Source organism: Haladaptatus sp. T7, assembly GCF_026008575.1.
Classification (GTDB): Archaea; Halobacteriota; Halobacteria; order Halobacteriales; family Haladaptataceae; genus Haladaptatus; species Haladaptatus paucihalophilus.
Genome location: NZ_BROP01000002.1, coordinates 132,881 through 157,124, shown reverse-complemented (window position 1 = coordinate 157,124; position 24,244 = coordinate 132,881). Strand labels below are relative to the sequence as shown.

Sequence of the window (24,244 nt, the reverse complement as noted above, 5' to 3'; positions counted from 1 at the left end):
GCACTCTATCGCGCGTTTGTGCCGGACGAAATCCGGTTCGGGCGACGGCAGTACGTGCGGGGACGAGAATGGGACGGGTTCTCCGAGACGTGTCGCTTTGTGAATTTCATATCTACAACAACAAGTGGAATTTTCGTCAGTTCGCCATCAACGTTACCATCGTCCCCGATACAGAGAGAGACGATGGTAGATTTGCTCACCGTACTCCATCTCCTCGGTGGCGTATTCCTCCTGCTGATGAACGCCTACTTCGTCGTCACCGAGTTCGCCATGACGCGGGTGCGACAGTTCGACGAGTCCGAGTTCGAGGATTCGAAGGGATTGCAGCGCGCGTGGGATATGACCGACCGCCTCGAAATCTATCTCTCCGGGTGCCAAGTCGGCATCACCATCGCCAGCGTCGGATTGGGTGTGGTCGCCGAACCAGCGGTGGTGGCGGTGTTCCATCCGGTCATCGAAGCCGTCGGTTTCGGGGGCGGCTCCACCGAAGCGCTCTCGGCGATTCTCGCACTCGCCGTCATCAACCTCCTGCACGTCATCGTCGGGGAGCAAGCGCCGACGTACCTGGGCATCGAGCGAACGAAGTTCGCGGCCCGATACGGGTCGGGCATCCTCTACTGGTGGACGAAACTGATGTCGCCGGTCATCATCCTCGCTGACAAGACCGCCAAGAGCCTCCTCTCCCTGTTCGGCGTCGAAATCGAACGCTCGTGGACGGAAGCCGAGGAATCGGACGGCGACGAGCGGAAAATAGTCAGCCGCGCCGACCTCCACCGCGAGATGGGCGACGTTCTCAGCGCGGTGGAGGGTCTCCCGGAGGAACGCGAAGAGGAGATTCTGGCCGCGCTTCAAATCGAGCGCGTCCCGGTTCGTGACATCGTGATTCCGCGGGAGGACATCGTGGCCCTCTCGACCGACGACCCCATCGAGGAGAACGTCGAACGGATGGAGAAGAACCCGCTCGTCCGCTTTCCGCTCATCGACGGGTCGCTGGACGAGTTTCGGGGAATCGTCTACGCGCCGACCGTCATCGAACGGTACGACGAACTTACCTCGGAGGAGATCTCGCTGACCGACATCGCACACGACCCGATGACGGTCGCGGGCGATACGAGCGTCGCGGACGCCATCGATCTGTTTCAGGCGCAAAACCAGGAACTCGCGCTGGTGTTGGACGGACAGGACGTCATCGGGTTGGTAACGGCGACGGACGCGTTCGAAGCCGTCCTCGGGGAGTTAGAGGATCCGATGGACAGGGAGATGGCCGCCTGAGGAATCGTTCGCCTACCGGTCGTGGAACTCTCGCGCTTGCTCGCGCGTCATCGTCTCCCACTCGCCGTCGTCGGTTCGTACCTGCACGTGTCCGTCGGGAATCTCCGTTTCGACCGTTTCAACGTGCGTTTCGAGGAGATGCGATTCGTACTGCTTCCACGCGGCCCGCTCCGACGGCGCGATGGCGATCCAACCGCACTCGTCTTGGCTGCACCGAATCATTGAATGTCGTCACTCGCTACGAGGGATATAAGCCTTGAGAAACGTCGGTGACGGTCAGTGGCGGTCGGTGGGGTCTATTCGCCGCTCACGACCCGCGAGGAGAGGTCGCCGATGGTTCCCTTCACGGTGTACTCCGGCGTCTCGATGTGGATCATCGAGTCCGCCGTTACGTCCTCGAACTTGAGTTCGAGGGTGTACGACCCGTCCGTCAGGATGTCCGTCGCTTCGTTCTGTCCGGTTTCGAGCTGTCGCGCCCACGCCGTCTTTCCGGCGAAGGCGGCGTCCGTGACGCCCGAGATGATGTACGCCACCGGATTGTACGACGTGTTGGAGCCGCGGATCGGGTAGTCCCTGTCGTGCCACTCCCAGAACCCCTCGTCGATGACGAACACGTTCTCGTAGCCCTTCTGCATGAGTGCGGATGCTCGAATCGAAGAGAGATGGTGCGGACAGCCACAGTAACAGACGATACGGTCGGATTTCGGCCAGTCCAGTACGGGGTCACGCTCCGGGGCACCACGGACGCCCGGTGCGGGACTCAACACGGCCCCGTAAATGTGCGAGGTCTTGTACTGTTTCGTACCGCGAGCGTCGGCGAACCGCGCTTCCCCGCGCTTGTACCAGTTGTAGACGATATCTGTCGGGACGAGGGGGACCTCCTCGCCGCCCTCGGATTTCGTGTCGAACGAGGACGGGTCGAAGCTCTTTTTCTTCGGCTTCTCGTCGAACTCCGGCGGATACCCATCGACGTTGCCGTCTTCGGGCATGGGATAACTCGAAGACCCCGAGCCACTGCCTCGATTGAGACACCCGCTCAATCCCGCGACTGCCACGGAACTAGCCGCGAGAAAGGTACGTCGGTTCATTACTATGGCCCCGTAGCAACTACCCCTTTATCAATTTTATTATTAACAGAACGCTGTTAATTACAGACTGCGTAATCGAATCGACGGTCGGTACGGAAAACATACCTAACAGGTTTGGCACCGTCTTTTTTCAGAATGACAGCGTACCAACTGCTATTCTCGGGGCACACCCAATGAAAGACACACACGTAGAGGCGGGGAAGGCGATACAGCAGCAGACCGGGAAAACGTTCCATCTCGCCACTCGGCTGTTGCCCGAGCGAGTGCGCCACCCGACGTACGTGCTGTACGGGTTCTTCCGTATCTGCGACGAGGTGGTGGACGACGCCGCCGACGTTCCGGCCGAGGAGCAAGCCGAACGGTTGGAGTCGCTCCGAAAGCAGGCGCTCGGGGAAGAACCACCCGATGACCCGATTTTGGAGGCGTTCCACGACCTCTGTGAATCACGCGGTATCGCGGACGAGGAGGTCGTCGTCTTCATCGACGCGATGGCGACGGACATCGACAAATCGCGCTACGAAACCTACGAGGAACTGGAGACGTACATGCGCGGTTCGGCCGCCGCCGTCGGGCAAATGATGACGTCGGTGATGAACCCGGACGACGCCGAGCGAGCGCGACCGCACGCGACGTCGCTCGGCGAGGCGTTCCAACTCACCAACTTCCTCCGGGACGTGCGCGAGGACATCGAAGACCGGAATCGAATCTACCTTCCTCGAACGACGCTCTCGCGGCACGGCGTGACCGACGAACAGATAGAGCGCCTCGAGTTCACGGCCGGGTTCGCCGAGGTCATGCAGGACGAACTTCGCCGCGCGGAAGCCCTGTACCGGGAGGGCGTCGCCGGAATCCGGTACCTCCCCGAGGACTGCCAGTTTGCGGTCTTGCTCGCGGCGGTGCTGTACGCGGAGTACCACCGCGTGATTCGAGCGCAGAGGTACGATGTGCTCTCCAAGGAACCGTCGCTGGGGACCGTCCGAAAGATCGTGCTCCTCGCCAAGACGCGGTGGCACTGGCGGAAGACGCGCGACCCCGAAACTGTCTTCCGGACCGTAAGCCCGGTCGGAACGCCAGAACACCGCGGGTCGGACGTGGAGCGTCGGGATACGCTTCCGACTCGATAACTCTCGCTTCTCCTCGTTTCAATCGTCACCGTGGCCTTCGCTGGCGTGCTCCGCGAACGACGGCAGGTCCGGAACCGAACGCATGTCGTGTGTCCCCGTCGGCGGCAGGTTCGCCGCCGCCGCGGGCGAGTCCGTCAGGTCCGTTTCGCCGTCTATCGATTCCATGTCGCCGTCGACGGCCCGCGCGTCCCGGTCGATGCGCATCGAGCAGAACTCCACGCCGCACATCGAGCAGTAGCGCGCTTTCTTGTAGTTATCGCCGGGGAGGGACTGGTCGTGGTACGCTCGTGCCCGTTCCGGGTCGAGGGCGAGTTCGAACTGTCGTGACCAGTCGAACTCGTAGCGGGCCTCCGAGAGCGCGTCGTCCCAGTCGCGGGCACCCGGTTGGCCGGTTGCGACGTCGGCCGCGTGGGCCGCGATTCGGTACGCCGCGAGGCCGTCCCGAACGTCCTCCTCTTCGGGGAGTCCGAGGTGCTCTTTCGGCGTCACGTAACACAGCATGGCCGCCCCGGCCCGAGCGGCCTCGGTGGCACCGATGGCGCTCGTGATGTGGTCGTACCCGGGCGCGATGTCGGTCACCAACGGACCGAGGACGTAGAACGGAGCGCCGTCGCAGACCTCCTGCTGGCGTTCGACGTTCATTTCGATGTCGTCCATCGGGACGTGTCCCGGTCCCTCAACCATGACCTGAACGCCGTGGTCCCGTGCCGTTCGGGTCAGTTCGCCCAGCGTCTCCAGTTCGGCGAACTGCGCGTCGTCGCACGCGTCGGCGAGGCAACCGGGCCGAAGGCCGTCGCCGAGGCTGAACGTCACGTCGTACTCGGCGAAAATCGCGCAAATCCGCTCGAAGTGAGTGTACAGCGGGTTTTGGGCCTCGTTCTCCTCCATCCACTTGGCGAGAATCGACCCGCCGCGCGAGACGATGCCGGTCTTCCGACCGTTGGTGAGCGGGACGTGTTCCAGCAACACGCCCGCGTGGACGGTCATGTAATCGACGCCCTGCCGGGCCTGTTTCTCGATGACGTCGAGCAGTAACTCGGGCGTGAGGTCGGCAACGTCGTCGACGCGCGTGACCGCCTCGTAAATCGGGACGGTTCCGACCGGAACCGGAGCGTGTTGAACGTTCGTCTCACGAATCGAATCGAGGTTCGCACCGGTGCTCAAGTCCATCACGGTGTCCGCGCCGTAGTGAACCGCCGCGTGGAGCTTTCGAAGTTCCTCCTCGGGGTCGCTCGTCGTCTCGCTGTTGCCGATATTCGCGTTGACCTTCGTGGCGAACTCTCGCCCGATTATCATCGGGTCGAGCACGTCGTGTTCGTGGTTGTTCGGGATGACCGCCCGCCCCTCGGCGATCGCTCGCCGAATCGTCTCCGGGTCCCTGCTCTCCCGCTCCGCCACTCGTTTCATCGCCGCGGTCAGTTCGCCGGAACGAGCGCGTTGGAGTTGTGTTTCCGACATCAATTACTGAGTTATATTACTAGGTAATAATTCTTGTCGAGCGAAATCGGCACCAACGTTCACCATCACCCGGCACGAACGTGGCGTATGCGAGTCGCAGTCCTCGAAGAACCCGGTTCCTTCGTCGTCGAAGAGCGAGACAAACCAGCCCCCGACCCGGACGAGGTGGTCGTCGAAATCGGCGAGGTCGGCATCTGCGGGTCCGACGTTCACTACTACGAACACGGCCGCATCGGCGATTACGTGGTCGAATCGCCGCTCGTCCTCGGGCACGAGAGCGCTGGCGAAGTCGCCGCTATCGGCGAGAACGCCGACGACGATTTCGACGTCGGCGACCGCGTGACGCTCGAACCCGGCGTCCCCTGTCGGCGCTGTCCGTACTGCAAGCGCGGCGAGTACAACCTCTGTCCCGACGTGACGTTCATGGCGACCCCGCCGGACGACGGCGCGTTCGCGGAGTTCGTCGCGTGGCCCGCCGACTTCACCTATCGGCTACCGGATTCCGTCTCGACCCGCGAAGGAGCGCTCTGTGAACCCTTGAGCGTCGGCATCCACGCCGCTCGACGGGGCGAGGTCGGCGTCGGCGATTCCGTCCTCGTGACGGGGTGCGGTCCCATCGGTCTGCTGGCGATGGAAGCCGCGAACGCCGCCGGAGCGGCGGAGGTGTTCGTCTCCGACGTCGTTCCCGAAAAACTCGCGCTGGCCGAGGAGCGCGGCGCGGACGCGACCATCGACGTTCGGGAAGACGACCTCGGGGAATCGGTCTCCGACCTCACAGACGGCGAGGGCGTCGATGTGGTCATCGAAGCGTCCGGAGCGGACCCCGCGATTCGAACCACCATCGACGCGGTTCGGCGGGGCGGGACCGTCGTCCTCATCGGACTCGCACAGGACGCGGAAATCCCGCTCGACACGAGTGAAATCATCGACAACGAACTCGACCTCCGAGGGTCGTTTCGCTACCGGAACACGTACCCCGCCGCCGTCCAGTTGCTGGCCGACGGCGCGGTCGACGTGGCTGGTATCGTGGATTTCGAAATGGAACTGCCGGATGTCGGCGAGGCGTTCGAGCGGGCGAAGGAGTCCGAGACGGTGAAAGGGATGCTTTCGGTTTCGCGGTGAGCGCGTTCGGAATTCGAACGACGGCGACCCGTTTCGTGACGGAAACGCCCCGTGTGTGGTACTTTTTGTCGAATGAGCAGTCACCACAGATGTCTAGCCAGAGATTGCCATGCTAGTCTCTGTCGAAATATTTACTCGGTAATGAGTAAACCTTATCAACACCAACCAACTACCGGGAAGTGATGATTGACACGAGTAACGAAACGACAACTGGGGAGGGTGAGCGATAATGTGGCAAGACATCGTATTTCTCTGCGGGAGCGTCTTTTCCCTCCTCGTTCTCGTTCCGACTCTCCGCGACTCGATGGCGAACGTCCCGCTCGGGACCTCCCTTCCATCGGCCGTTATCGGCATCGTCTACGGAACCGCCTTCCTCACGCTCGGGATGAGTCTCTCTGCCGCCGGTTCCCTGCTCACGGGGATCATGTGGAGTCTCATCGCGGCGCTTCGGTCGCCGAACCCGCTCGCTACGCCCGCGGACTCCGAAACTGAAACGCGGACTAACGGGCACGGCGCACCGCAACACGCCGATTAATCGGCAACTTCTCGAACGAAACGCGACCCTACGGCTTCGCCGAAGTCGGGGGGAGAATCGAACGGAAACAGAGAACCGATTTTTCGACTCGCCGGTTTTTCGGCGTGCGCTACGACTCCTCGAACGCGGCCGTATCGACCGACACCGGTGTCGGTCCGAGGGCGAAGGTCCGCCACGTCCGCCGGACGGACGGCAGCTTCGGGGCGACGGTAAACAGACCCCGAACGAGCGGAGCAACAGCCCACTCGGGAACCGACTCGCCGTTTTGTACGTACCACGTGACGACCCGCTCGCCGCGCCGTTGGAGGCGGAGCACTTCCTCGACGGCGGGTCGGCGAACCGACTCGAACCGCCGAAGGCGTTCCGCCGGAATCGGTTCGTCTCCCGTGTCGCCCGCATCACCCATTTCGAGCGCGGTCGTGATGGTCCCGTGGGCGACCACGGCGTCCTGAATTGCGAGGCCGTTCCCCTGTCCGCCGACCGGCGAGGCGACGTGCGCCGCGTCGCCGAGCAGGAGCAGGCCGTCGTCCACCCATCGTTCCGTCAGTCCGGGTTCGATGTGGAGGAGCGAACACTGGTCGAACGATTCCAGATGCCGGGCGATGGCGGGGTCCACCGCGGCGATTTCTCGCCGAAATCGCTCGATACCGCGCTGTCTGATGTCGGGATAGGTACCCTTCTCGATGAACCACCCGGCCTGTGCGTCCTCCTCTCCGAGGCCGAAGTAGAGCAGGATGCCGTCGCGCTCGATGCGCCCCTGTGCGGCCGACCGAACGGCGTCCGCCGGGAGTTTGAACCACAGCAGTTCGATGTCGGAGTCGAACAGGCCGGGGTCGAGGTCGGCCGCCTTCCGAACCGTCGAAAAGCGGCCGTCAGCGCCGACGACGAGTCGGCTTCGAAGTTCGAGGTCCTCGTCCCGCTCGCGGTCGCTCGCTCGCACGCCGACGACCCGTCCCCCCTCACGAACGATGTCGGTGACGCCCGTCGCCGGACGGAACTCGAAGGTCGAAAGCTCGTCGGCGCAGTCGATGAGCAAGCGGAGCAACGGCGGTTGTTCCATCAACAGACCGTAATCGTACGGTTTCGGCAGTTCGGAGAAATCGACGGCGTGATAGGACCGCCCGAACGCCGTCACCTCCGGTCGCCGCACCTCATCGTGGTCGAGGGCCAGAATATCGTTCAGCACGCCCATCTCCGCGAACAGTTTGACCGCGAGCGGTTGGAAGAAGTAGCCGCGAAACTCCCGGTCCAAATCGGCGTGGCGCTCCAACAGGACGGTATCGACGCCGCTTCTGGCGAGGAGGTAGCTCATCACACAGCCGCCCGGCCCGGCACCGACGACCACGACGGTCGTCTCGCGGGTCGTCGCGGACGCGCGCTGGTCGGCCATGTCTGGTCCCCGCTACTCCTCGTCCGCGTCGGCGTCGGAATCGACGTCCGCGTCCGATTCCACCGCTCCTTCACCGAGGAGCGCGTCCACGTCGGCGTGGTCGTGGAGGAGTTCGCCCATCCGCTCGACCGTCTCCTCGTCGCGGGTTCGACCGCTTCGAATCACGTCCTCGGCGCGTTCGATGGTCGTCAGCGTGTCCGCCTGCACGAGCAGGACGGGGACGCCCTTCTCCTCCGCCTTGCCGATGACGGCACCCGGCGGGCGGAACCCGCCCGTCAGGATCAGACACTTCACGCCGGGAGCTTCCAGCGCGACGGTGTGCAGGTCGGGACGGTCGCCGCCGGTGACGAGGGCGGCATCCCGCGTCCGACGGAGGTGACGGAGCGCCTTGTCGCCGCTCATCGCGCCGACGAGGAACCGCTCGACGAACTCGCCCGTGTCCGCCTTCGTGAGCAGTTCCGCGTTGAGTTCCGCCGCGAGGTCGCCGACCGTAACGCCCGCGAGGTCCTGCTGGCGCGGGACGACGCCGAGAACGGGGATTTTCCGCCCTTCGAGGAAGGGAACCACGTCCGTATCGAGCGGGTCGAAGTTCGTGTTCGAGACGGCGTTGAACAGCACGCCGGACAGACGGTCGCCGATGTCGTCCACGGCGGCGAGCAGGTCATCCACGTCGCTCCCCTTCTCGTACCCGGAGAGGAGAAGCACTTCCGCGTCGAGCAGTTCGGCGACTTCCGGGTCGGTGAGGTCGACGATACCGCCGGTCGTGAGATTGCCGCCGCCCTCGATTATCATCAGGTCGTGGCCCGACGACAGCGACTCGAAGCTCGTTCGAATCTGCTCGCGGAGTTTGTCGGGGTCCTCGCGGCCTCGGATGGCTTGCTCGATGAACGTCGGCGAGTAGACGACGGGTTCGAGTTCGTGCATTTCGGCGTCGAGGCCGAGCAGTTCGCGGGCCAGCATCGGGTCCTCGTCCAACGTCTTGCCGACGTTGCTCTGGAGTCGGGTGCCCTTCGGTTTCATGTAGCCCACCGACAGCCCGCGCTGCTGTGCGAGTCGCGCCAGCGCGAGGGCGACGGCGGTCTTGCCTGTGCTTTCTTCGGTTGCGGTGACGAGTATCGTGTTCATAGTTCGTCCGTGTCCACGGTCAGTCGGATGTCTATCGCTCGCACGCCGTCCGGAGTGGCGACGAGTGGGTTCACGTCGAGTTCCAGAATCGCGGGGAAGTCGGTCACGAGTTGTGAGAGTCGCTGGAGGCTTTCGACCACGCCGTCGATGTCGGCGGGGTCGCGGCCCCGCGCCCCGCGGAGCAGGGGTGCCGCCTCGATGTCGTTCACCATCTCGCTCGCCTCGCGCTCGCTTATCGGCGCGACGCGGAAGGTGGTGTCCTCGATGATTTCGACGAAGATGCCGCCCAGTCCGAACAGGAGGAGCGGACCGAACTGCGGGTCGCGGTTCATGCCGATGATGGTCTCCGTACCCGAGTCGAGGTCCACCATCTCCTGGACCTGCACGCCGAGAATCGTCGCGTCGGGTTGGTAGTTCCGCGCCCGCGTCACGAGGTCCTCGTAGGCGTCGTACACGTCCTCGTTTCCGACGCCGACTTTCACGCCGCCGATGTCGGATTTGTGCAGGATGTCGGGGGTGACTATCTTCATGACGACGTTCCCCTCGATGTCCTGTGCGGCGCTCACCGCGTCTTCCGGTGAATCCGCGATGGTCCCTTCGGGCGTCGGAATGCCGTACGCGTCGAGCAGTCCCATCGCCTCCACGCCGAGGCGGTTGTCCCCGCGCTCCTTCGCGCGGGAGAGGATTTCCGCGGCGCGTTCCCTGTCAACGTCGAATTCGGTCGGTTTCCCGTACTCGCGCTGGCTGATGTCGCGGTACGTGGTGAGGGCGTCCAGACTTCGGACCGCGCGGGCCGGGTCGAAGTAGTTCGGAATCCCTCCCTCGCGGAGGAGTTCCGCCGCCTCCTCGGTTCGTTCGCCGCCCATCAACGCCGCGGCGACCGGTTTCCCGTGTTTCGCCTGCAGTTCGACGATGACGTCGGCGAGGTCGCGGTAGTCGATGACGGCCGTCGGCGCGGCCAGCACGACCGCGGTTCCGACGTTTTCGTCCCCGAGCGCGATGTCGATGGCGTCCCGGAACCGGCCGATGTCGGCGTCGCCGATGGCGTCTATCGGGTTGTAGATGTTGGCCTCCTCGGGCAGGGCCTCTCCCAGTTCCGCGAGCGTGTCGTCGGAAAACGACGCCAGCGAGAGGGTCGAATCGCCCACCGCGTCGGTGGTCATCACGCCCGGTCCGCCCGCGTTCGTGACGATGGCCACGTCGTCCCGCTCGGGCAAGGGTTGGCCCGCCAGAATCTGGGCGAAATCGAACAGCTCTTGGACGGAATCGACGCGCAACACGCCCGCCTGTTCGAGTCCGGCCTCGTACGCCCGGTCGCTCCCCGCGAGGGTTCCGGTGTGCGAGGAGACGGCCTGCGCCCCGGCGTCGGTGCGCCCCGATTTTACCATCACGATAGGCGTGTCGTCGGTTACCTCGCGGGCCGTGTCGATGAACGTCCCGCCGTTCTCGACGCCTTCGAGGTAGCCCAGGATGACGTCCGTGTCGGGGTCTTCGCCCCACGCGCGGACGAAATCCGTCTCGTCCAACACGGCCTTGTTCCCGAGCGACACCACGTCCTTGAAGCCGAGTCCCTCGTCGTTCGCCCAGTCGAGGACGGCCGTGATGAACGCCCCCGATTGGCTCATGAACGACATGGACCCCGGCAGGGCGTTCTCCGGCCCGAAGGTCGCGTTCATGCCGACCGGCGTGCTCATTATCCCGAGGCTGTTGGGGCCGACGAGGTTCAGGTCGTACTCCGCCGCGATGTCCTGCAACTCTCGCTCCCGCTCTGCACCTTCGCTCCCCGTCTCGCCGAATCCGGCGGTGATGACGACGACGTTTTTGATTCCGGCTTCGCCAGCCCCGCGAACCACGTCCACCGCGATGTGCGGCGGGACGACGACGACCGCGAGGTCGATGTCCGGCGCGGACGCGAGGTCGGGATAGCAGTCCAGTCCGAACACCTCGTCGTAGTTCGGATTGACGGGCACCGTCTCGCCGTCGAACTCGTCGCGGAGGTTGGTCACGATGGCGCGACCGATGGAGCCTTCGTTCTCCGTGGCTCCCACGACGGCGACACGAGACGGCGCGAAAAGGTCTGTGAGTACGGTGTCACCCATCGTTTCGAAGATTGGACGAGCGCGGGATTAAAACTAGTGCCCTGTTTCCACCGGCGGAGAATTACCCGCCGATTCGTGCGCCCGCCGAACCGCCGCTTCGAGGGAGTCCCTCTCGGGCGCGAAATGGAGGTGCGTCCCGCAGTCGCAATCCGACGCGCCGATGCCGGGAACCGGCTCGATTTCCTCGGCGAGCCGGTCGGCGACGGCGCACTCCACGTCCGACGCCTCGGTTCGAACGTCGGCCGCGAGGTCCGTTTCGGGATGACCGAGCAGGTAATCGACGTGCCAATGGCGGGCACCGTTCTCGCCCGACGCGACCCGCGCGTGGCGGTCGATACGCGAGAAGCCACCCTGTCCGAACGCGCTGCCGGTGTAGGCGTACCACCCGGAATCGAGTGCTCTGGGTCCCTTCGCCCCGAACTCGATATCCGCGGGTGCCGCGAGCGAGACGAGGAGGGTGTACGTCCCCTTCATCTCTTAGAGGTGCGAGGCCACGATGCCACCCGCCACCGCGAGCATCGTCAGACCGTTCAGGACGACCGATTGCTTGTGATACTGGGCGAACGCGTCGTCGCCCGCCGCCTCCATCTTCGGGATGAGCACCCAGCGGGCGTATCCCGTGAAGGCGACGCCGACCAGCGCGAGAGCGGCGACGACGATGCCGTCGAACGCGTCCATCGCGTTGCCGACGACCGCGGCACCGAACGCCACGACACCCAATCCGAGTCCGAACTGGTAGTACTTCGGGAAGATGGCGTTGACGACCTGTCCCGCGTCGTCGTCCAACACGTCGAACGTCGTCGGCGCGCCGATGAACGAGAAGAACACGATGCTGCCGAGCCAGATTCCGAGCGCCGCGTCCGCGACGACGAGGAGTCCCGTTCCGAGAAGGGTCATATCGAACGGTTGGAACGACTAGCCAATCAAGATTGTTCTTCGTCGCGCGCGACGGCGTTGTACACCGTGGCGACGATGGCACCACCGAGTGCTCCGTCCATGAATCCCCAGAGCGCGCCGACGAGACTTCCCCGGAGCGTCGGCCGGTAGCCGATGTACAGCGAGGAGAGCGTTTCGACCGTTTCGTCGCCCCAACCGAACCGTGCTATCCACGCGTCCAGCATCACGTACAGCGACCACATCACGCCGCCGCCGAGCGCGAACGCGCGAATGTCGAGCTTGTCCGTCATGAGTCCTCGAATGAGTTCGACGCGAACGGTCTTAGCGTTGGGTGGCGAGAGGGGTTTGCGCGGCGGTTGACGGGGGAGAAACTCAGAAGTGCGAAAGCACCAGCGCACCGGCGACCGCGAGCATCGCCACGCCGTTCAGGACGACCGACTGCTTGTGGTACCGCGCGAAGCCGTCGTCGCCCGCCGTCTCCATCTTCGGGAGGAGCCGAGCCTGTGCGTAGATAGTCGCCGCGAGCGCGATGAGAATGAGCGGTTGGATGAACAGCGTGGCCGTCGGGTCGAGGACGCCCCGATTCCACGCGACGACGGCCACGCCGACCGCGGTGAATCCGAGTATCGAACCGAACTCGTAGTACTTGGGGAAGATGGCGTTGACGACCTGCCCCGCGTCGTCGCCCAACACGTCGAACGTCGTCGGCGCACCGACGAACGAGAAGAACACCATACCGCCGAGCCACATCCCGAGACTCGCGTCCAGAATCACCAACAGCGCCGTTCCGAGGAGAGTCATGACGGAACGGAAGATACATCGCGTAATCGGTCTTTCCCCGACCGATTTCCGCTCTCGCTCTGACTTCCCCTCCGACCGGTTTCCGCCCTCCCGATCACTCGCTCACGCGCGCGACCGTCGCGTCGGCGTACTCCGCCAGTTCGTCGGGTGAAATCGGAAAGACGGCTTTCGGCGTCCCGGCGGCGGCCCAGACCGTCTCGAACTCGGTCAGCGTCTCGTCCAGATAGACGGGCAGGTCGCTGTCGTGGCAGAAGGGCGGGACGCCGCCGATGGACCAGCCGACCGACTCCCGAATCGCGTCGGCGTCGGCCATGCCGACCGCCGACGCGGGGGCGTCACGCAGTTCCGCCAGTCGGCCCTCGCTCACGCGCTTCGCCCCGCTGGTCACGACCACGACGAGTTCGTCGTCCGCGCGGAAGACGAGACTGCTGGCGATTTGGGCCACGTCACAGCCGATGGCGTCCGCAGCGTCCGCGGCGGTTTTCGTCCCTTCGGGAAACTCGTGAACGTCCGCGCCGAAATCGTACCGCTCCGCGGCGCGCGTTTCGAACTCTTCTGCTCGTTCGTGCATGTCCCCCATCTCTCTTCGACGGAATAAATCGGTGATGGTGGTGGTAACAATACGGAAAAGGAATCGGGATTACTGTCCGCCCGACGGATCGCTCCGGTAGGTAACCGTGAAGTCGTCCACGGTGGCGGCGAGCGATTCGGCCTGTTTGGCGAGCGAATCCGCGCTCCGAGCGACCTCGCTGACCGAAGCGGTCTGTTCCTCCGCCGCCGCGGCCACGTCTTCGGCTTCGTCGGCCGTTTCGTCGCTGATGCGGGTCACCTCGTCCACCGCGGCGACGACCTCCTCGGTCGTCGATGCCTGTTCGGCGGTCACGTCGTTTATTTCCTCGATGCCGCCGGTTGTCTCCTCGACGTTCGAGATGATGGCTTGGAGCGATTCCTGCGCGTCGCGTACCGTCTCCGCCCCGTCGGTGACCGCTTCGTGCGTCTCCCGGACGTCCGTGACAGTCACGTTCGCCTGCTCTTTCACGGTGTCGATGCGCTGTTCGATGTCCACGACCGCTTCCTTCGTCTCGTTCGCCAGTTCCTTCACCTCGTTTGCGACCACCTCGAACCCTTCCGTGTCGCCGTCCGCGCTCGCCGCCTCGATGTTGGCGTTCAACGCGAGCATGTTCGTCTGGTCCGCGATGGAGCGGATGAGTTCGACGACATCGCCGATGCGGCCGATTTCGTCGGCCAAGTCCTCCATCTGCTCGACCGTTTCGTCCGTCCCCGTCTCGATGGCGTCCATCTTGTCGATGGCGTTCGAGGCCGCTTCCCGTCCGTCCTGCCCGAGCGCCTCGGTGCTCTGGGCCGTCTGTGCCACTTGGTCCGCGGAGGCGGCGACTTCCTCGATGGTCGCCGAGAGTTCGCTCATCTCTCCGGCGGTCTCTTCGAGCCGTTCCGACTGTTCGACCGTCCCCGACGACATCACTTGCGTCGATTCCGTCACCTGCTCGCTCGCCCGCTCGATTTCGGCGGTGCTCGCGGTGACCTCCTGACTCGCGGCGGCGACATCTTCGGCGAACTCGCTCACGTCGCGTATCGTGGCTTCGAGTTCGGCGATCATCTCGTTGAATCCGTGTGCGATTTCCGTCATGGACTCGGTCGGACTGTCGGTCGCCATCCGCTGGGTGAGGTCGCCGTCCGCCGCTTCCTCCATCACGACGCTGAACTCCGCGGCCTTCCGCTCCAGCGCCGCGTTGAGTTCCTCCGCCTCGGCCTGCGCCGCTTCCGCTTCGACTTGCGCCGCCTCGGCGTCCGCTTGCGCGTCCTCCGCTTCGGCGCGGGCCTGCTCTATGTCCGCGACCATCGTTCGAAGGTCGTCGCGCATCTGCTCCAGCGTCTCGCCGAACGTGCCCGGAACCGTCTCGTCGAAGACCGGCGCGTCGAAGTTCTGCTGTGCGAGGGCGTCCGCTTGGTCGGCGACCGTGTTCAGGTAGCCGTGCATGGATTCGAACGAACCGTACAGTTCGCCCATCTCGTCCTCCCGAGTCGTCTCGGGCAGTTCGGTGTCGAGTTGCCCGGCCGCTATCTGGTCGGCCGTCCCGGAGACCGACGAGAGGGACTTCGCGGTGCCGCGACCGATGGTCAGACCGACGACCGCGAGCGAGAGCACCGCCATCAGCACGAGAATGCCGATGTTCTTCGTGACGTTCGTCTGCAGGGCGAACGCGGTCTCGTGGGGGACGTTGTACAGCAACACCCAGTCCGTTCCGACGATCGGGGTGTAGGCCATCACCGACGACCCGTCCGTCCCGGACACCTGGGTCACGTCGCTCTCGCCGGTCAGTGCCCGCTGGATGGTCGAATCCACTCCGTTCGAGTAGGTGCGTAGCAACCCGACGTTGCGGTTGTCGAGGACGACGGTTCCCTGCTCGTCGATAACGGTCACGTCACCGGTCGCCGTCGGCGACGACAACACGTGGGAGTGCTCCGCGAGGGACGCCGTAACGACGACCAGATGATTCGCGTCCTCGGTCGGGGTGGCGAACGCGGCGACGGGTTCGCCGTTCACTTCGTACGGCGACGAAATGGTAACCGAGTCGGCCGCGAACGACAGGGAGTCGTTCTGCCACGCCGCGCCGTCCGCCGTCGTCCCGACCATCTCGTCGGTCGTGCTGGCGAGCACGATGCCGCTCTGCCGGTCGACGTAGTGGATTGCCTGCACGTCGTTCGGCATGTTTATCAACTGCCCTTCGAGGTACGTCTGGCGCTCGGCGTTCGATTCGTTTCCGTCGAGCGACGAGGAGAGGTACCGCGTCGTGGAGCGTTTCTGGCCCACCCATTCGTGGAGGGATTCGGCCTCCATCTTCGCGGCGCTCTGTAGTTCGTCGTTCGTCTGCCCCGTCACGAGTTGCTTCGTGTCGAGGTGGATGAAAAAGCCGATTGCGGCGATGAGGACGAGGATGGCGAACAGTACCGCGCCGAACTTCGCGGCGTAGCTCCGCCGTATCCTGCTCGGGACGTACCGAGCGAGGCGCGCACTGGCCCGTCGTCGCAACGAGAGCGATGAGTCGGCCATCACGTCGTCCTCCCTTGGAAGAAGGACGCTCGAAGCAGTTCCAGTTCGTCCATCCCATCACCATCGACGCGTTCGATGATGTACGCGTTGAGGGGTTCGAGGTTCTCGTTCAAGTCCACCGAACTCGACGCCCCCTGATAGTTCACCGTGCGGTCCGCGTCGATGAGCGTCACCGCCCGCCCGAACTCGTCGACGGAAACCGTCTGGCCCGTGCCGCCCGAAACGGAGACGAGATTGTTGCTGATGGCGGTCCCCGTCGCGGTTCCGGCCTGCTGTATCGCGGTCCCCAACAGGAACGTGGCGTCGTAGGCGTGTTGCGTGTAGGGCGCGAGCGGCGTGATGTCGTCGAGTTCCTGTCGAAGTTTGATGGAACCCGTCGTCTGCTCGGCCGCCACCGACGCGCTGTACATTCCGTCCATGTACGACGGAACGTCGCCCGGAATGATGCCCTCGCTGAGCACGAACTCGCCGTCGAAGGAACTCCGCGCGAGCCGCTGAAGAATCGTGACGTTCCCCGGTTCGGCCACGAACGCGACCGCGTCCGCGCCGGACCGCACCACCCGACTCACGCGACCGGAGTACGTCTCCCGGCCGGGCGGAAACGCCACCGTTTCGACCGTTTTCCCCGTTATCTTCTCGCCGATGACCGATGCCAACCCCTCCCCGAAACTGTTGTCCACGTGGACGATAGCGACGGTTTCGGCGCCGACGAATCGCTCGCTGTTGAGTATTTTCGCCATCACGAGCGCCTGCTGAATGTCGTTCGCGGCGGTGCGAGCGAAATACTTGGTCGCGTCCGTGACCGCCGCCGACGCGAGCGCTGGATGCGTGCTCGACGGACTCACCGCGATGACCTCCTCCTCGGCGAAACTGTCGGCCAGCGCCATCGAGATATCGGTGACGACGGGTCCGACGAGTCCGACGACGCCCGAATCGACGAGCGAGGCAAACGCCGTCTTCGCCGCTTCCGGGTCGAGTTCGGTGTCTTCGACCGTGAGTTTCAGTTCGCGTCCGAGCGGACCCCCGGCGTCGTTGATGTCCGTGACGGCTTGTTCGATGGCGCGTCGGTGGTGTTTCGCAACCGTTTCGAGAAACCCCGATGCCGAGAGTGGAAGGAGGGCACCCACCTGGACCGGTTTCGTATCGAGTTTCCCACCGAGACAGCCAGCGAGGGCACTGCTAGCGGAGAGGGACCCGCCAGCTAGACGTAAATATCCTCTTCTAGACAGGTAATCATTCATATATAGAGGAGGATAGTCAAAAGACGCAAAGGATTTTCGGTCCAGATACCAAATCTGAGAATCGATGGTAAAATATTGCTAGCAAATATTAGAATTCAACAAGTGAATCTTCTTGGTATTCTGATAGTGTGCCCTCGATTTTACGAGCGGTTTTGTCGGTGACCGTCGAAGCGACGATATGGAGTTCGAAGTCACAACGTCGAAGCGCGTAGACATCGTGGACATCACCGACCGAGTGGCCGAGCACGTCCCCGAGGCCGCCGACACGTGTACCGTCTTCGTCCCGCACACGACCGCCGGTGTCATCGTCAACGAGAACGAACGGCGGTTACGTTCGGATTTCAAAACCCTTCTGTCGCGGCTCGTTCCCCGCGGTGACGACTACGCACACGACCAACTGGACGGCAACGCCGACGCGCACCTCCGTTCGGTGTTACTCGGGGAACACGTTACCGTCCCCGTGGAGGACGGCGAACTCGCGCTCGGGACGTGGCAGTCCATCCTGTTCGTGGACTGCGACGGGCCGCGAACCCGTCGAATCGTCGTCAAATGAGGCGCTCACCACAGTTGGTACACTCGACCTTCTTCTTCCCGGTCGCGGTTCGTTCGACGCCCAACGACCCGTTCGAGTTGCAGGTGGGACAGACGCTCTTTCCGGTCTCGACGGCCTGATGCTGGGCCATCCACTTGAGATTCTTCTCGGCGATGCGTAGTCGTTCCTTCGTCGCTTCGAGTTCCTCACGGAGCGCTTCGACTTCCGAACGAGGGACCGCTTCGTGAGGGGACGATTCCGTCGTGGACTCCGATTCATTCGTCGTCATGGGGGAATCAACACATGCGATGTGCTATCGTTCTACACAACGGCGGGGAACAAAAGGTTGTGGGCGGTTTTTCGTGTAAGTTCTCGTCAGTCCGCTTTCGTCGGGTCCGGACGGCTCTCCGACCCGAAGCGTTCGAAGGCGCTCTGGAAGTCGCTCTCGTCCTCCGTAATCGTCTCCCACGCTTCGAGGCCGCGCTCCTCGCGGGTTCCCTCGATGGTGTTGTCGAGAACGAACGCCACGAGACCGCCGACCGCCATCCCGGTGCCGAGGACGACGTACAGCGTGTTCGAAACGATGTCGGTGCCGAGGACGGGACCGATGACGGCCACGCTGTGCATCCCCTGCTGGAACAGTTCGGCACCGCTTTGCTCCACACCGGCACCGAGATTTCCGATGTACGCCGGAATGGCGAGCCCCGCAAACGTGGCGAGTCCGACGATGAACAGGTTGCGCGAGGAGTCCAAATCCACGTACTTCAGGTTCGACAGCCCGACGGCGGATATCTGTCCGAACATGGCGATGAACAAGCCGCCGACGATGGGGCTCGGAATCGTCGCCACGAGCTGGCCGAAGTAGCCGACGAACCCGACGACGAGCATGACCACCGCGCCGATTTGAACGACGTAGCGCGAGGCGACGCCCGTCAAGCCGATGGCACCGATGTTCTCGGAGTAGGAGGTCGAACCGTTGCCGGTGCCCATGAGTCCGGCGAAGACGCTGGAGATGCCCTCCATCCCGATGCCGTGGTCGATGCGTTTCTTGCTCGGCGCGCCCACGCCCGAGAGGCGCGCAACGGCGTGATAGTCGCCGAAGCTCTCTATCATTGAGGCGACGACGCCCGCGAACATACCGATGATGTACGGGAGCGTGAACCGGGGCATCCCCCACTGGAGGGGCATGACCGGTTGGAAGAGGTTCGCGTTGACGACGCTCATGTAATCCACGTAACCGGGATTCGCTGGCGTGTAGAATCCCGTGTAGGAGAGCACGAACGCGATGGCCCACGCCGTGACGACGCCGAGGAGGACCGGAAAGAGGCGGAACGCGCGGTGATTATCGAGGTACTGCGAGAAGAGAACGATGAGGCCGAGCGTGAGTCCGACGAGCCACCAGTTCTGGTTCGCGGCCGTAATCTGTGGAACGCTGAACAGCGAAAGCCCGATGAGTGCGATGGTCGGCGCGATGACGACCGGCGAGAGATGTTTTTTCAGCCTGCCCATCAATCCCAGATAGCCGACCAGCACTTCGACGGCGCTGGCCGCGATGACCGCGCCTTGCAGTTCGAGCAGGGTCACGCGCCACCCCGCACCGATGACGCCGATGATGGCCAGCGCCGGTGCGAGCATCGAGAACGTCGCGCCCTGTACGATGGGATAGCGGTTTCCGAACGTCGTCTGGGCCAGCGTTGCGATTCCCGAAACGACGAAGAACGTTCCGATGAATTCGGCCGTCTGCGCCGGTGGCATCTTCATCGCACCGGCCAGCGCCAGCGGCACCGCGATGTTCGCGCCGATCATCGTCAGGTAGTGCTGGAAGCCCAACAGAACCGACTCCCCCAGTGGTGGTTTGTCTTCGATACCGTACTCCACGAACGACGCCTCCTCGAGCGCCGCGTCCCCGTCCGTGTCACCTGTGCTGTCACTCATGCGTTCTCAGTGGTACTCGTTCTTCGATTTCCGATGAGAGACTTAAAAGTGACGTTACGAATTTCGCTAGTTCGATTGCGATTCTCGTAACCCCCTGACTGCATCGCGGTCGGGGAGGGCCGTCATCGCGCCCGGTTCGGTCGTCGTCAGCGCGGCCACCGCGTTGGCGAAGCCGAGAACCGAGTCGAGGGGCTTTCCGTCGGCCAGCGCCGCCAACGCGCCCGCGGTGAAGGCGTCACCCGCGCCGGTGGTGTCCACGACGGCCACATCGTAGCCCGCGTGCGTCGCCGCCCCCGACTCCCACGGCGCGTCGTCGGTCGCGTGCGCGTACGCGCCCTCCCCACCGAGCGTCAGCAAGCAGGTGTGCGGCCCGGCCTCGCAGACGCTCGCGGCGAGTCGGTCCGCGTCGTCCGCCTCGAACCCGGCCATGTCGAGGTCCTCGGGCGTCGCCTTCACCACGTCGGCGAGCGACAGCATCTCGTCCACCGCTTCGGCGAACCCGTCTTCGGGCCAGAGTTCCGGCCGCGCGTTCGGGTCGAAGACGACGGAACAGTCTGCCGCGCGAGCGCGCTCCGCGAGGTCGAACGTCGCGGTTCGCGCCGGGTCGCTCGCCAGCATCACGCCGCCGACGTACACCCAATCGAGTTCGGCGAGCGCGTCGTCCGGGACCCCGCCGGGTTGCAGTCGCGTGTCCGCCGTCCCGTCCCGGTAGAACGTGAACGCCCGGTCGTTCGCCTCGTCGTGGGTCACGAACGCCAGCGTTGTCTTCGCGTCCGGGTCGCGTTCGACGAACCGGTCGGGCAGCTCGGCGTCGAGCGTCTCGGCGAGGAAGTCGCCGAACGGGTCGCGGGCGATTCGCGTCCAGAACCACGGCGTCTCGTCCAACCGGGAGAGCGCCACGGCGACGTTCGCGGGCGCGCCGCCGGGACGTCGTTCGAACGTCGGCACCTCCGAAAGCGGTCCGGGACGTTCCGGCAGGAAATCGATCAGCGTCTCGCCCGATACGAGGATTCGCGGCGTCGATAGCGTCATGCTGTTGCGTGAGAGGGCGAAGGGGAAAGGATTTGCCTCCGCGATTCCGGATGCTGCACCCGTTTCTTTAGTAGGAGTCAGTATGATTTAGTATAAAATAGGTTAAATATGTATGATTCAGTATTGGGAGTGACTATGCAGTAGGAAAAACCGGTGAACCAGTAGCCCCGTTTTCGGCGGTTTCGACGTCGATTCTGGATTCTGGGTTCTGGATTCTGGATTCCGGATTCCGGATTCCGGATTCCGGATTCCGGATTCACAGCAGTTCGTCCAGATACGCTTTGCTGGTCTTGATGTAGCCGTAATCGAGGGTGAACACTTCGAGCGAGAGTGTCCCCTCCCAGTCGTCGGGGAGGGCGTCGAAGATGGCGCGGAAATCGAGCGTCCCTGCACCGAACGGGAGGTGTTCGTCCTTCGCGCGTCGCGTGTCGTTCAGGTGGAAGTGCGAGATTCGGTCGCCGTGGCGTTCGACGAAGGCGGCGATGTCGCCGGAATCCAAGCCATCCATTCTCGCGTGACCCGTATCCAGCGTCATCGACGCGTCCGTCTCCGCGAACAGTCCGTCGAAATCGTGAACGGAGAACCACCCGTCCGGGATGTTCTCGACGCAGAGTTCGACGTCGCGTTCGCGGGCGAACTCGTCGAGCGCGTTCACCGATTCGACGACGTTCGACCCGATTTCCTCCGCGTCCCACGCCGGTTTCCACGCGCTCGAACTCGCGTGGACGACGCCCTTCGTCGCCCCGAACTCGCGTGCCGTCTCGATTGCGGCCTGCAGTTCCCGAACCGCCCCCTCGCGGACGTGCTCGAACGGGGACCCGATGTCCAACGAGAACGGCAGGTGTACCGCGAGGCCGACGTCGCAGTCGTCCGCCCGCGACCGCACCGACTCGGGGTCGATGCGGGTGCGCTCGTTCGCGCCGTCCATCATCACTTCCACGTAGTCGAAACCGAGGTCGTCCGCGACCTCGAACGCCTCCTCGTACTCCATGCCGACCTGCGTGACGAATCCGGTTTCGGGGTTCATACCTCGAAATCGACCGCCGGTCGGTTAGTTCTAGTTGCCAGCGACGAGTCGAAAACAGCGGGTCGTTAGGCGCCGCTGGCCCCGTTTCGGTCGTCACGACCGTGCTCGGTGGAAGAACCCATGTGGTCGCCACCGTGGTCATCATTCCCGTTCATGTGGTCGCTATTCCCGTTCATGTGGTCACCATTTCCTCCCATGTGGTCACCATCCCCATCGTGCCCGCCGTTTCTACCGTGGTCACCGCTTTCGCCGCCGGACCCTCCATCGCTGCTCGTCTCCACGCTCCCCTGCATCGTCGTCGGATGGACGGTGCATGTGTACCGGTCGATGTCCGCCGTGGCGACGAATCGGAACGTCTGGGTCGCGCCCTCCGTTCGGACGATTTCCGTCTGTCTGATGGCGTCGTTCGGCGGCGTCGCGTTGCCACCGCCTCCGTCACCCATGTTCCCATCATCCATCGTTCCGTCATCCATATTCCCGCCGTTCATGTTCGTCCGCACGTTCGGGAAGATGACTTTCAGGTTCCGTCCGTCCGAGTTCCGGAGGGCGAAATTGTGCTGTTGCCCGTCCAGATTCGTCCACGTTACCCGATACACCTCCCCGGTGTGCAATCGAAGTGTGGGATTCGTTTGCCCGTCAATAGCGTTCGGTTCCCTCCCTTGCCATCCTTGGACGCGCCCGCCGAATCGAAACGTCTCGGCGTGTGAGTCGTCCGTCCGTTGGGCACTTCCGAGGGCGGTCACCCCGACCAGCGTCCCACCGGTAACGGCGAGAAATCGCCGTCGTGAATGCCCCCGTCGCGAATCGCCGTGTGTCAGTCGGTCGTTTCTCATGCCACGAGAGATACGCCGGGGAACTCAATAAACGGTGGCCATCGTTCGCGCGAGAAGGGACTGAACGTCGGGGAGATACTGAACGTCACGACGACACGCGGTTTCCTGACGGTGTTTTTCTCACAATGAAGCCTTCTCCACCTTCATCGTCGGTTTCCCTCGTTCGGCATCGTTTCTGACCCTATGCTAACAGATGGTCGATACTATTGAGATACTGGAACACAGTTGGTCGTATATGGCGTCCGAAAAGATCGGGTTACCCGCGTCGGTTTCGATGGCGGTCGGTGGGATGGTTGGCGGCGGCATTTTCGCCGTTCTCGGCGTCGTGGCGTCAGCCGCGGGCACGCTCGCGTGGCTCGCGTTCATCGTCGCAGGGGTTATCGCGCTGGCCGCGGGCTACTCGTTCGTTCGACTCGGGAAACTCTCGAAGGAAGATGACGACGGTCCGCTGACCTACATCGAGCGGTTCACCGGGAGTACGAAACTGGCCGGAATGACCGGGTGGACGTTCGTCGTCGGCTACATCGGTACGATGGCGATGTACGCCTACGCGTTCGGCGGCTATTTCACCGAGCTCGTGGGTATCAGGACGATTGCCGGGCTACCAGCGCGGCCGTTCGTCTCCGCGGCCGTCATCGTCCTGTTCGTCGGCCTCAACGTGCTCGGCGCGCACGCGTCGGGACGGACTGAGGACGTGCTGGTCGGATTGAAAGTGGCGATACTACTCCTCTTCGGGTTGGGCGGCGTCTACTACGGATTCAAAAACGGAAAGCTCAGCTCCGGCCTGTCACAGTTCGGCGTCGGCCCAGTCATCGCGGCCGCGCTCTCGTTCGTCGCGTTCGAAGGCTGGGAACTCCTGTTGTTCGACCGCGACAGTATCAGGAACCCGGCGGAGACGATACGAAAGGCGATATATATCTCCATCGTGGGCGTGACCGCCTTGTACATCATCGTCGCCGTCGTGACGACGAACCTCGTCCCGCCACAGGTTATCAAACAGAACGCCGAAACCGCGCTGGCGGTGGCCGCGAGGCCGTTCCTCGGTCAAGCCGGATTCGTTCTCATCTCGATTGCGGCGCTGTTCTCCACGGGGAGCGCCATCAACGCGACGCTGTTCAGTTCCTCCCGCCTTCTCAACAAGATGGTGTCCCAAGACTACCTCCCCGCACAAGTCGGCGGCAACGGCGACGGGGAACCGGTACGGGCGCTGGTGATTCTGGGAACGCTGACGATGGCGTTCACCGCCCTCGGAAGTTTGGACGGGATTTCGTCCTTTGCGTCGCTCGCGTTCATCACCATCTTCGGGGCCGCGAGCTATCTCGCGTTCAGAAACCGGAGCGGCGGAGACCTGAAAACGAGCGTCGTGCCCGCAATCGGTGCCGCCGGAGCGGTCGCAACCATCGCCGCGCTGCTTTGGCACCTCTATACGAGCGAGAACTCGGTGTTCTGGACGGTCGCAACCATCGCGGTCGTCGTCGTCGTCATCGAGTTGCTCTATTTCGAACGAAAATCGATAGAGAACGGCGTCTCGTCGGTGGAGTCGGAACTCGAAGATATCGTGTGACCGGCGTAAAATCGTGAGCGTCTGATATCGTGAGCGTCTGATATCGTGAGCGTCTGATATCGTGAGCGTCGGGTATCCGATGGGTCAGACGGATAA

At 63.6% G+C, this 24,244-nt stretch carries 24 protein-coding genes; 6 read left to right on the top strand and 18 right to left on the bottom strand.

Annotated elements, in window-relative coordinates; all coding sequences use genetic code 11:
- Positions 1–183: 183 nt before the first annotated feature.
- A complete protein-coding gene (locus OPC11_RS06805) occupies positions 184–1,272 on the top strand; it encodes a CNNM domain-containing protein (RefSeq protein WP_264781432.1) in 1,089 nt (362 codons plus the stop codon).
- Positions 1,273–1,284: 12 nt separating this feature from the next.
- Here OPC11_RS06805 and OPC11_RS06800 read toward each other — a convergent pair whose 3' ends face one another.
- Together OPC11_RS06800 and OPC11_RS06795 are read right to left on the bottom strand one after the other, a co-directional pair.
- The gene (locus OPC11_RS06800; protein ID WP_264781431.1) at positions 1,285–1,494 is read right to left on the bottom strand and encodes a hypothetical protein; all 210 of its coding nucleotides are present in this window, start codon (positions 1,492–1,494) and stop codon (positions 1,285–1,287) included.
- A 74-nt stretch (positions 1,495–1,568) separates the two neighbouring features.
- Entirely contained in the window at positions 1,569–2,261 is a 693-nt protein-coding gene (locus OPC11_RS06795; protein ID WP_264781430.1) for a rhodanese-like domain-containing protein, read from the bottom strand.
- 272 nt (positions 2,262–2,533) lie between these two features.
- Between OPC11_RS06795 and OPC11_RS06790 the strand changes: the two genes are divergently transcribed.
- A complete protein-coding gene (locus OPC11_RS06790; RefSeq protein ID WP_264781429.1) occupies positions 2,534–3,484 on the top strand; it encodes a phytoene/squalene synthase family protein in 951 nt (316 codons plus the stop codon).
- Between the two features lie 18 nt (positions 3,485–3,502).
- Here the strand turns inward: OPC11_RS06790 and thiC are convergent, their stop codons facing one another.
- The gene (gene thiC, locus OPC11_RS06785) at positions 3,503–4,942 is read right to left on the bottom strand and encodes a phosphomethylpyrimidine synthase ThiC (RefSeq protein WP_264781428.1); all 1,440 of its coding nucleotides are present in this window, start codon (positions 4,940–4,942) and stop codon (positions 3,503–3,505) included.
- An 87-nt stretch (positions 4,943–5,029) separates the two neighbouring features.
- Here thiC and OPC11_RS06780 point away from each other — a divergent pair, with 87 nt between their 5' ends.
- Both OPC11_RS06780 and OPC11_RS06775 read left to right on the top strand, forming a co-directional pair.
- Positions 5,030–6,064 (top strand): NAD(P)-dependent alcohol dehydrogenase, encoded by a 1,035-nt coding sequence (locus OPC11_RS06780; RefSeq protein WP_264781427.1) that lies wholly within the window; start codon positions 5,030–5,032, stop codon positions 6,062–6,064.
- Positions 6,065–6,293: 229 nt separating this feature from the next.
- A complete protein-coding gene (locus OPC11_RS06775) occupies positions 6,294–6,599 on the top strand; it encodes a hypothetical protein (protein WP_007979066.1) in 306 nt (101 codons plus the stop codon).
- Positions 6,600–6,708: 109 nt separating this feature from the next.
- Here OPC11_RS06775 and OPC11_RS06770 read toward each other — a convergent pair whose 3' ends face one another.
- The 10 genes from OPC11_RS06770 to OPC11_RS06725 form a co-directional block, all read right to left on the bottom strand.
- Complete coding sequence (locus OPC11_RS06770) at positions 6,709–7,989, bottom strand: FAD-dependent monooxygenase (RefSeq protein ID WP_264781426.1); 1,281 nt, start codon at positions 7,987–7,989, stop codon at positions 6,709–6,711.
- Between the two features lie 12 nt (positions 7,990–8,001).
- Positions 8,002–9,114 (bottom strand): phosphotransacetylase family protein, encoded by a 1,113-nt coding sequence (locus tag OPC11_RS06765; RefSeq protein WP_007979061.1) that lies wholly within the window; start codon positions 9,112–9,114, stop codon positions 8,002–8,004.
- Positions 9,111–11,213 (bottom strand): acetate--CoA ligase, encoded by a 2,103-nt coding sequence (locus tag OPC11_RS06760; protein ID WP_264781425.1) that lies wholly within the window; start codon positions 11,211–11,213, stop codon positions 9,111–9,113. The genes OPC11_RS06765 and OPC11_RS06760 overlap by 4 nt, the downstream gene beginning before the upstream one ends.
- A gap of 33 nt (positions 11,214–11,246) precedes the next feature.
- Positions 11,247–11,687, bottom strand: a complete 441-nt coding sequence (locus tag OPC11_RS06755; RefSeq protein WP_264781424.1) for a GIY-YIG nuclease family protein — start codon at positions 11,685–11,687, stop codon at positions 11,247–11,249.
- Positions 11,688–11,690: 3 nt separating this feature from the next.
- Positions 11,691–12,110: a DUF4149 domain-containing protein gene (locus OPC11_RS06750; RefSeq protein WP_264781423.1), complete on the bottom strand. Its 420-nt coding sequence runs from the start codon at positions 12,108–12,110 to the stop codon at positions 11,691–11,693.
- Positions 12,111–12,136: 26 nt separating this feature from the next.
- Positions 12,137–12,400, bottom strand: coding sequence for a bacteriophage holin (locus OPC11_RS06745; RefSeq protein WP_264781422.1), 264 nt, complete (start codon positions 12,398–12,400; stop codon positions 12,137–12,139).
- Between the two features lie 82 nt (positions 12,401–12,482).
- Positions 12,483–12,911 carry a DUF4149 domain-containing protein gene (locus tag OPC11_RS06740; protein ID WP_007979052.1) on the bottom strand — a complete coding sequence of 143 codons (429 nt, stop codon included), beginning with the start codon at positions 12,909–12,911 and terminating at the stop codon, positions 12,483–12,485.
- Positions 12,912–13,005: 94 nt separating this feature from the next.
- Complete coding sequence (locus OPC11_RS06735) at positions 13,006–13,482, bottom strand: YbaK/EbsC family protein (RefSeq protein WP_264781421.1); 477 nt, start codon at positions 13,480–13,482, stop codon at positions 13,006–13,008.
- A gap of 69 nt (positions 13,483–13,551) precedes the next feature.
- Positions 13,552–15,984: a methyl-accepting chemotaxis protein gene (locus OPC11_RS06730; protein WP_264781420.1), complete on the bottom strand. Its 2,433-nt coding sequence runs from the start codon at positions 15,982–15,984 to the stop codon at positions 13,552–13,554.
- Complete coding sequence (locus tag OPC11_RS06725; RefSeq protein WP_264781419.1) at positions 15,984–17,225, bottom strand: ABC transporter substrate-binding protein; 1,242 nt, start codon at positions 17,223–17,225, stop codon at positions 15,984–15,986. Before OPC11_RS06725 ends, OPC11_RS06730 begins: the two co-directional genes overlap by 1 nt.
- Positions 17,226–17,403: 178 nt before the next feature.
- Here OPC11_RS06725 and OPC11_RS06720 point away from each other — a divergent pair, with 178 nt between their 5' ends.
- The gene (locus OPC11_RS06720; protein ID WP_007979047.1) at positions 17,404–17,778 is read left to right on the top strand and encodes a secondary thiamine-phosphate synthase enzyme YjbQ; all 375 of its coding nucleotides are present in this window, start codon (positions 17,404–17,406) and stop codon (positions 17,776–17,778) included.
- Here OPC11_RS06720 and OPC11_RS06715 read toward each other — a convergent pair.
- The 5 genes from OPC11_RS06715 to OPC11_RS06695 form a co-directional block, all read right to left on the bottom strand.
- Positions 17,771–18,046, bottom strand: coding sequence for a hypothetical protein (locus OPC11_RS06715; RefSeq protein ID WP_007979046.1), 276 nt, complete (start codon positions 18,044–18,046; stop codon positions 17,771–17,773). The two genes, OPC11_RS06720 and OPC11_RS06715, sit on opposite strands and share 8 nt — an antisense overlap.
- Positions 18,047–18,132: 86 nt before the next feature.
- Positions 18,133–19,692 (bottom strand): solute carrier family 23 protein, encoded by a 1,560-nt coding sequence (locus tag OPC11_RS06710; protein ID WP_007979045.1) that lies wholly within the window; start codon positions 19,690–19,692, stop codon positions 18,133–18,135.
- A gap of 66 nt (positions 19,693–19,758) precedes the next feature.
- The gene (locus OPC11_RS06705; RefSeq protein ID WP_264781418.1) at positions 19,759–20,724 is read right to left on the bottom strand and encodes a carbohydrate kinase; all 966 of its coding nucleotides are present in this window, start codon (positions 20,722–20,724) and stop codon (positions 19,759–19,761) included.
- 256 nt (positions 20,725–20,980) lie between these two features.
- Positions 20,981–21,751, bottom strand: coding sequence for a sugar phosphate isomerase/epimerase (locus tag OPC11_RS06700; RefSeq protein ID WP_264781417.1), 771 nt, complete (start codon positions 21,749–21,751; stop codon positions 20,981–20,983).
- Positions 21,752–21,816: 65 nt separating this feature from the next.
- Positions 21,817–22,584: a hypothetical protein gene (locus OPC11_RS06695; RefSeq protein ID WP_264781416.1), complete on the bottom strand. Its 768-nt coding sequence runs from the start codon at positions 22,582–22,584 to the stop codon at positions 21,817–21,819.
- 235 nt (positions 22,585–22,819) lie between these two features.
- On the opposite strand from OPC11_RS06695, the gene OPC11_RS06690 reads away from it, so the two are divergent.
- A complete protein-coding gene (locus OPC11_RS06690; protein ID WP_264781415.1) occupies positions 22,820–24,148 on the top strand; it encodes an APC family permease in 1,329 nt (442 codons plus the stop codon).
- Positions 24,149–24,244: the final 96 nt, after the last annotated feature.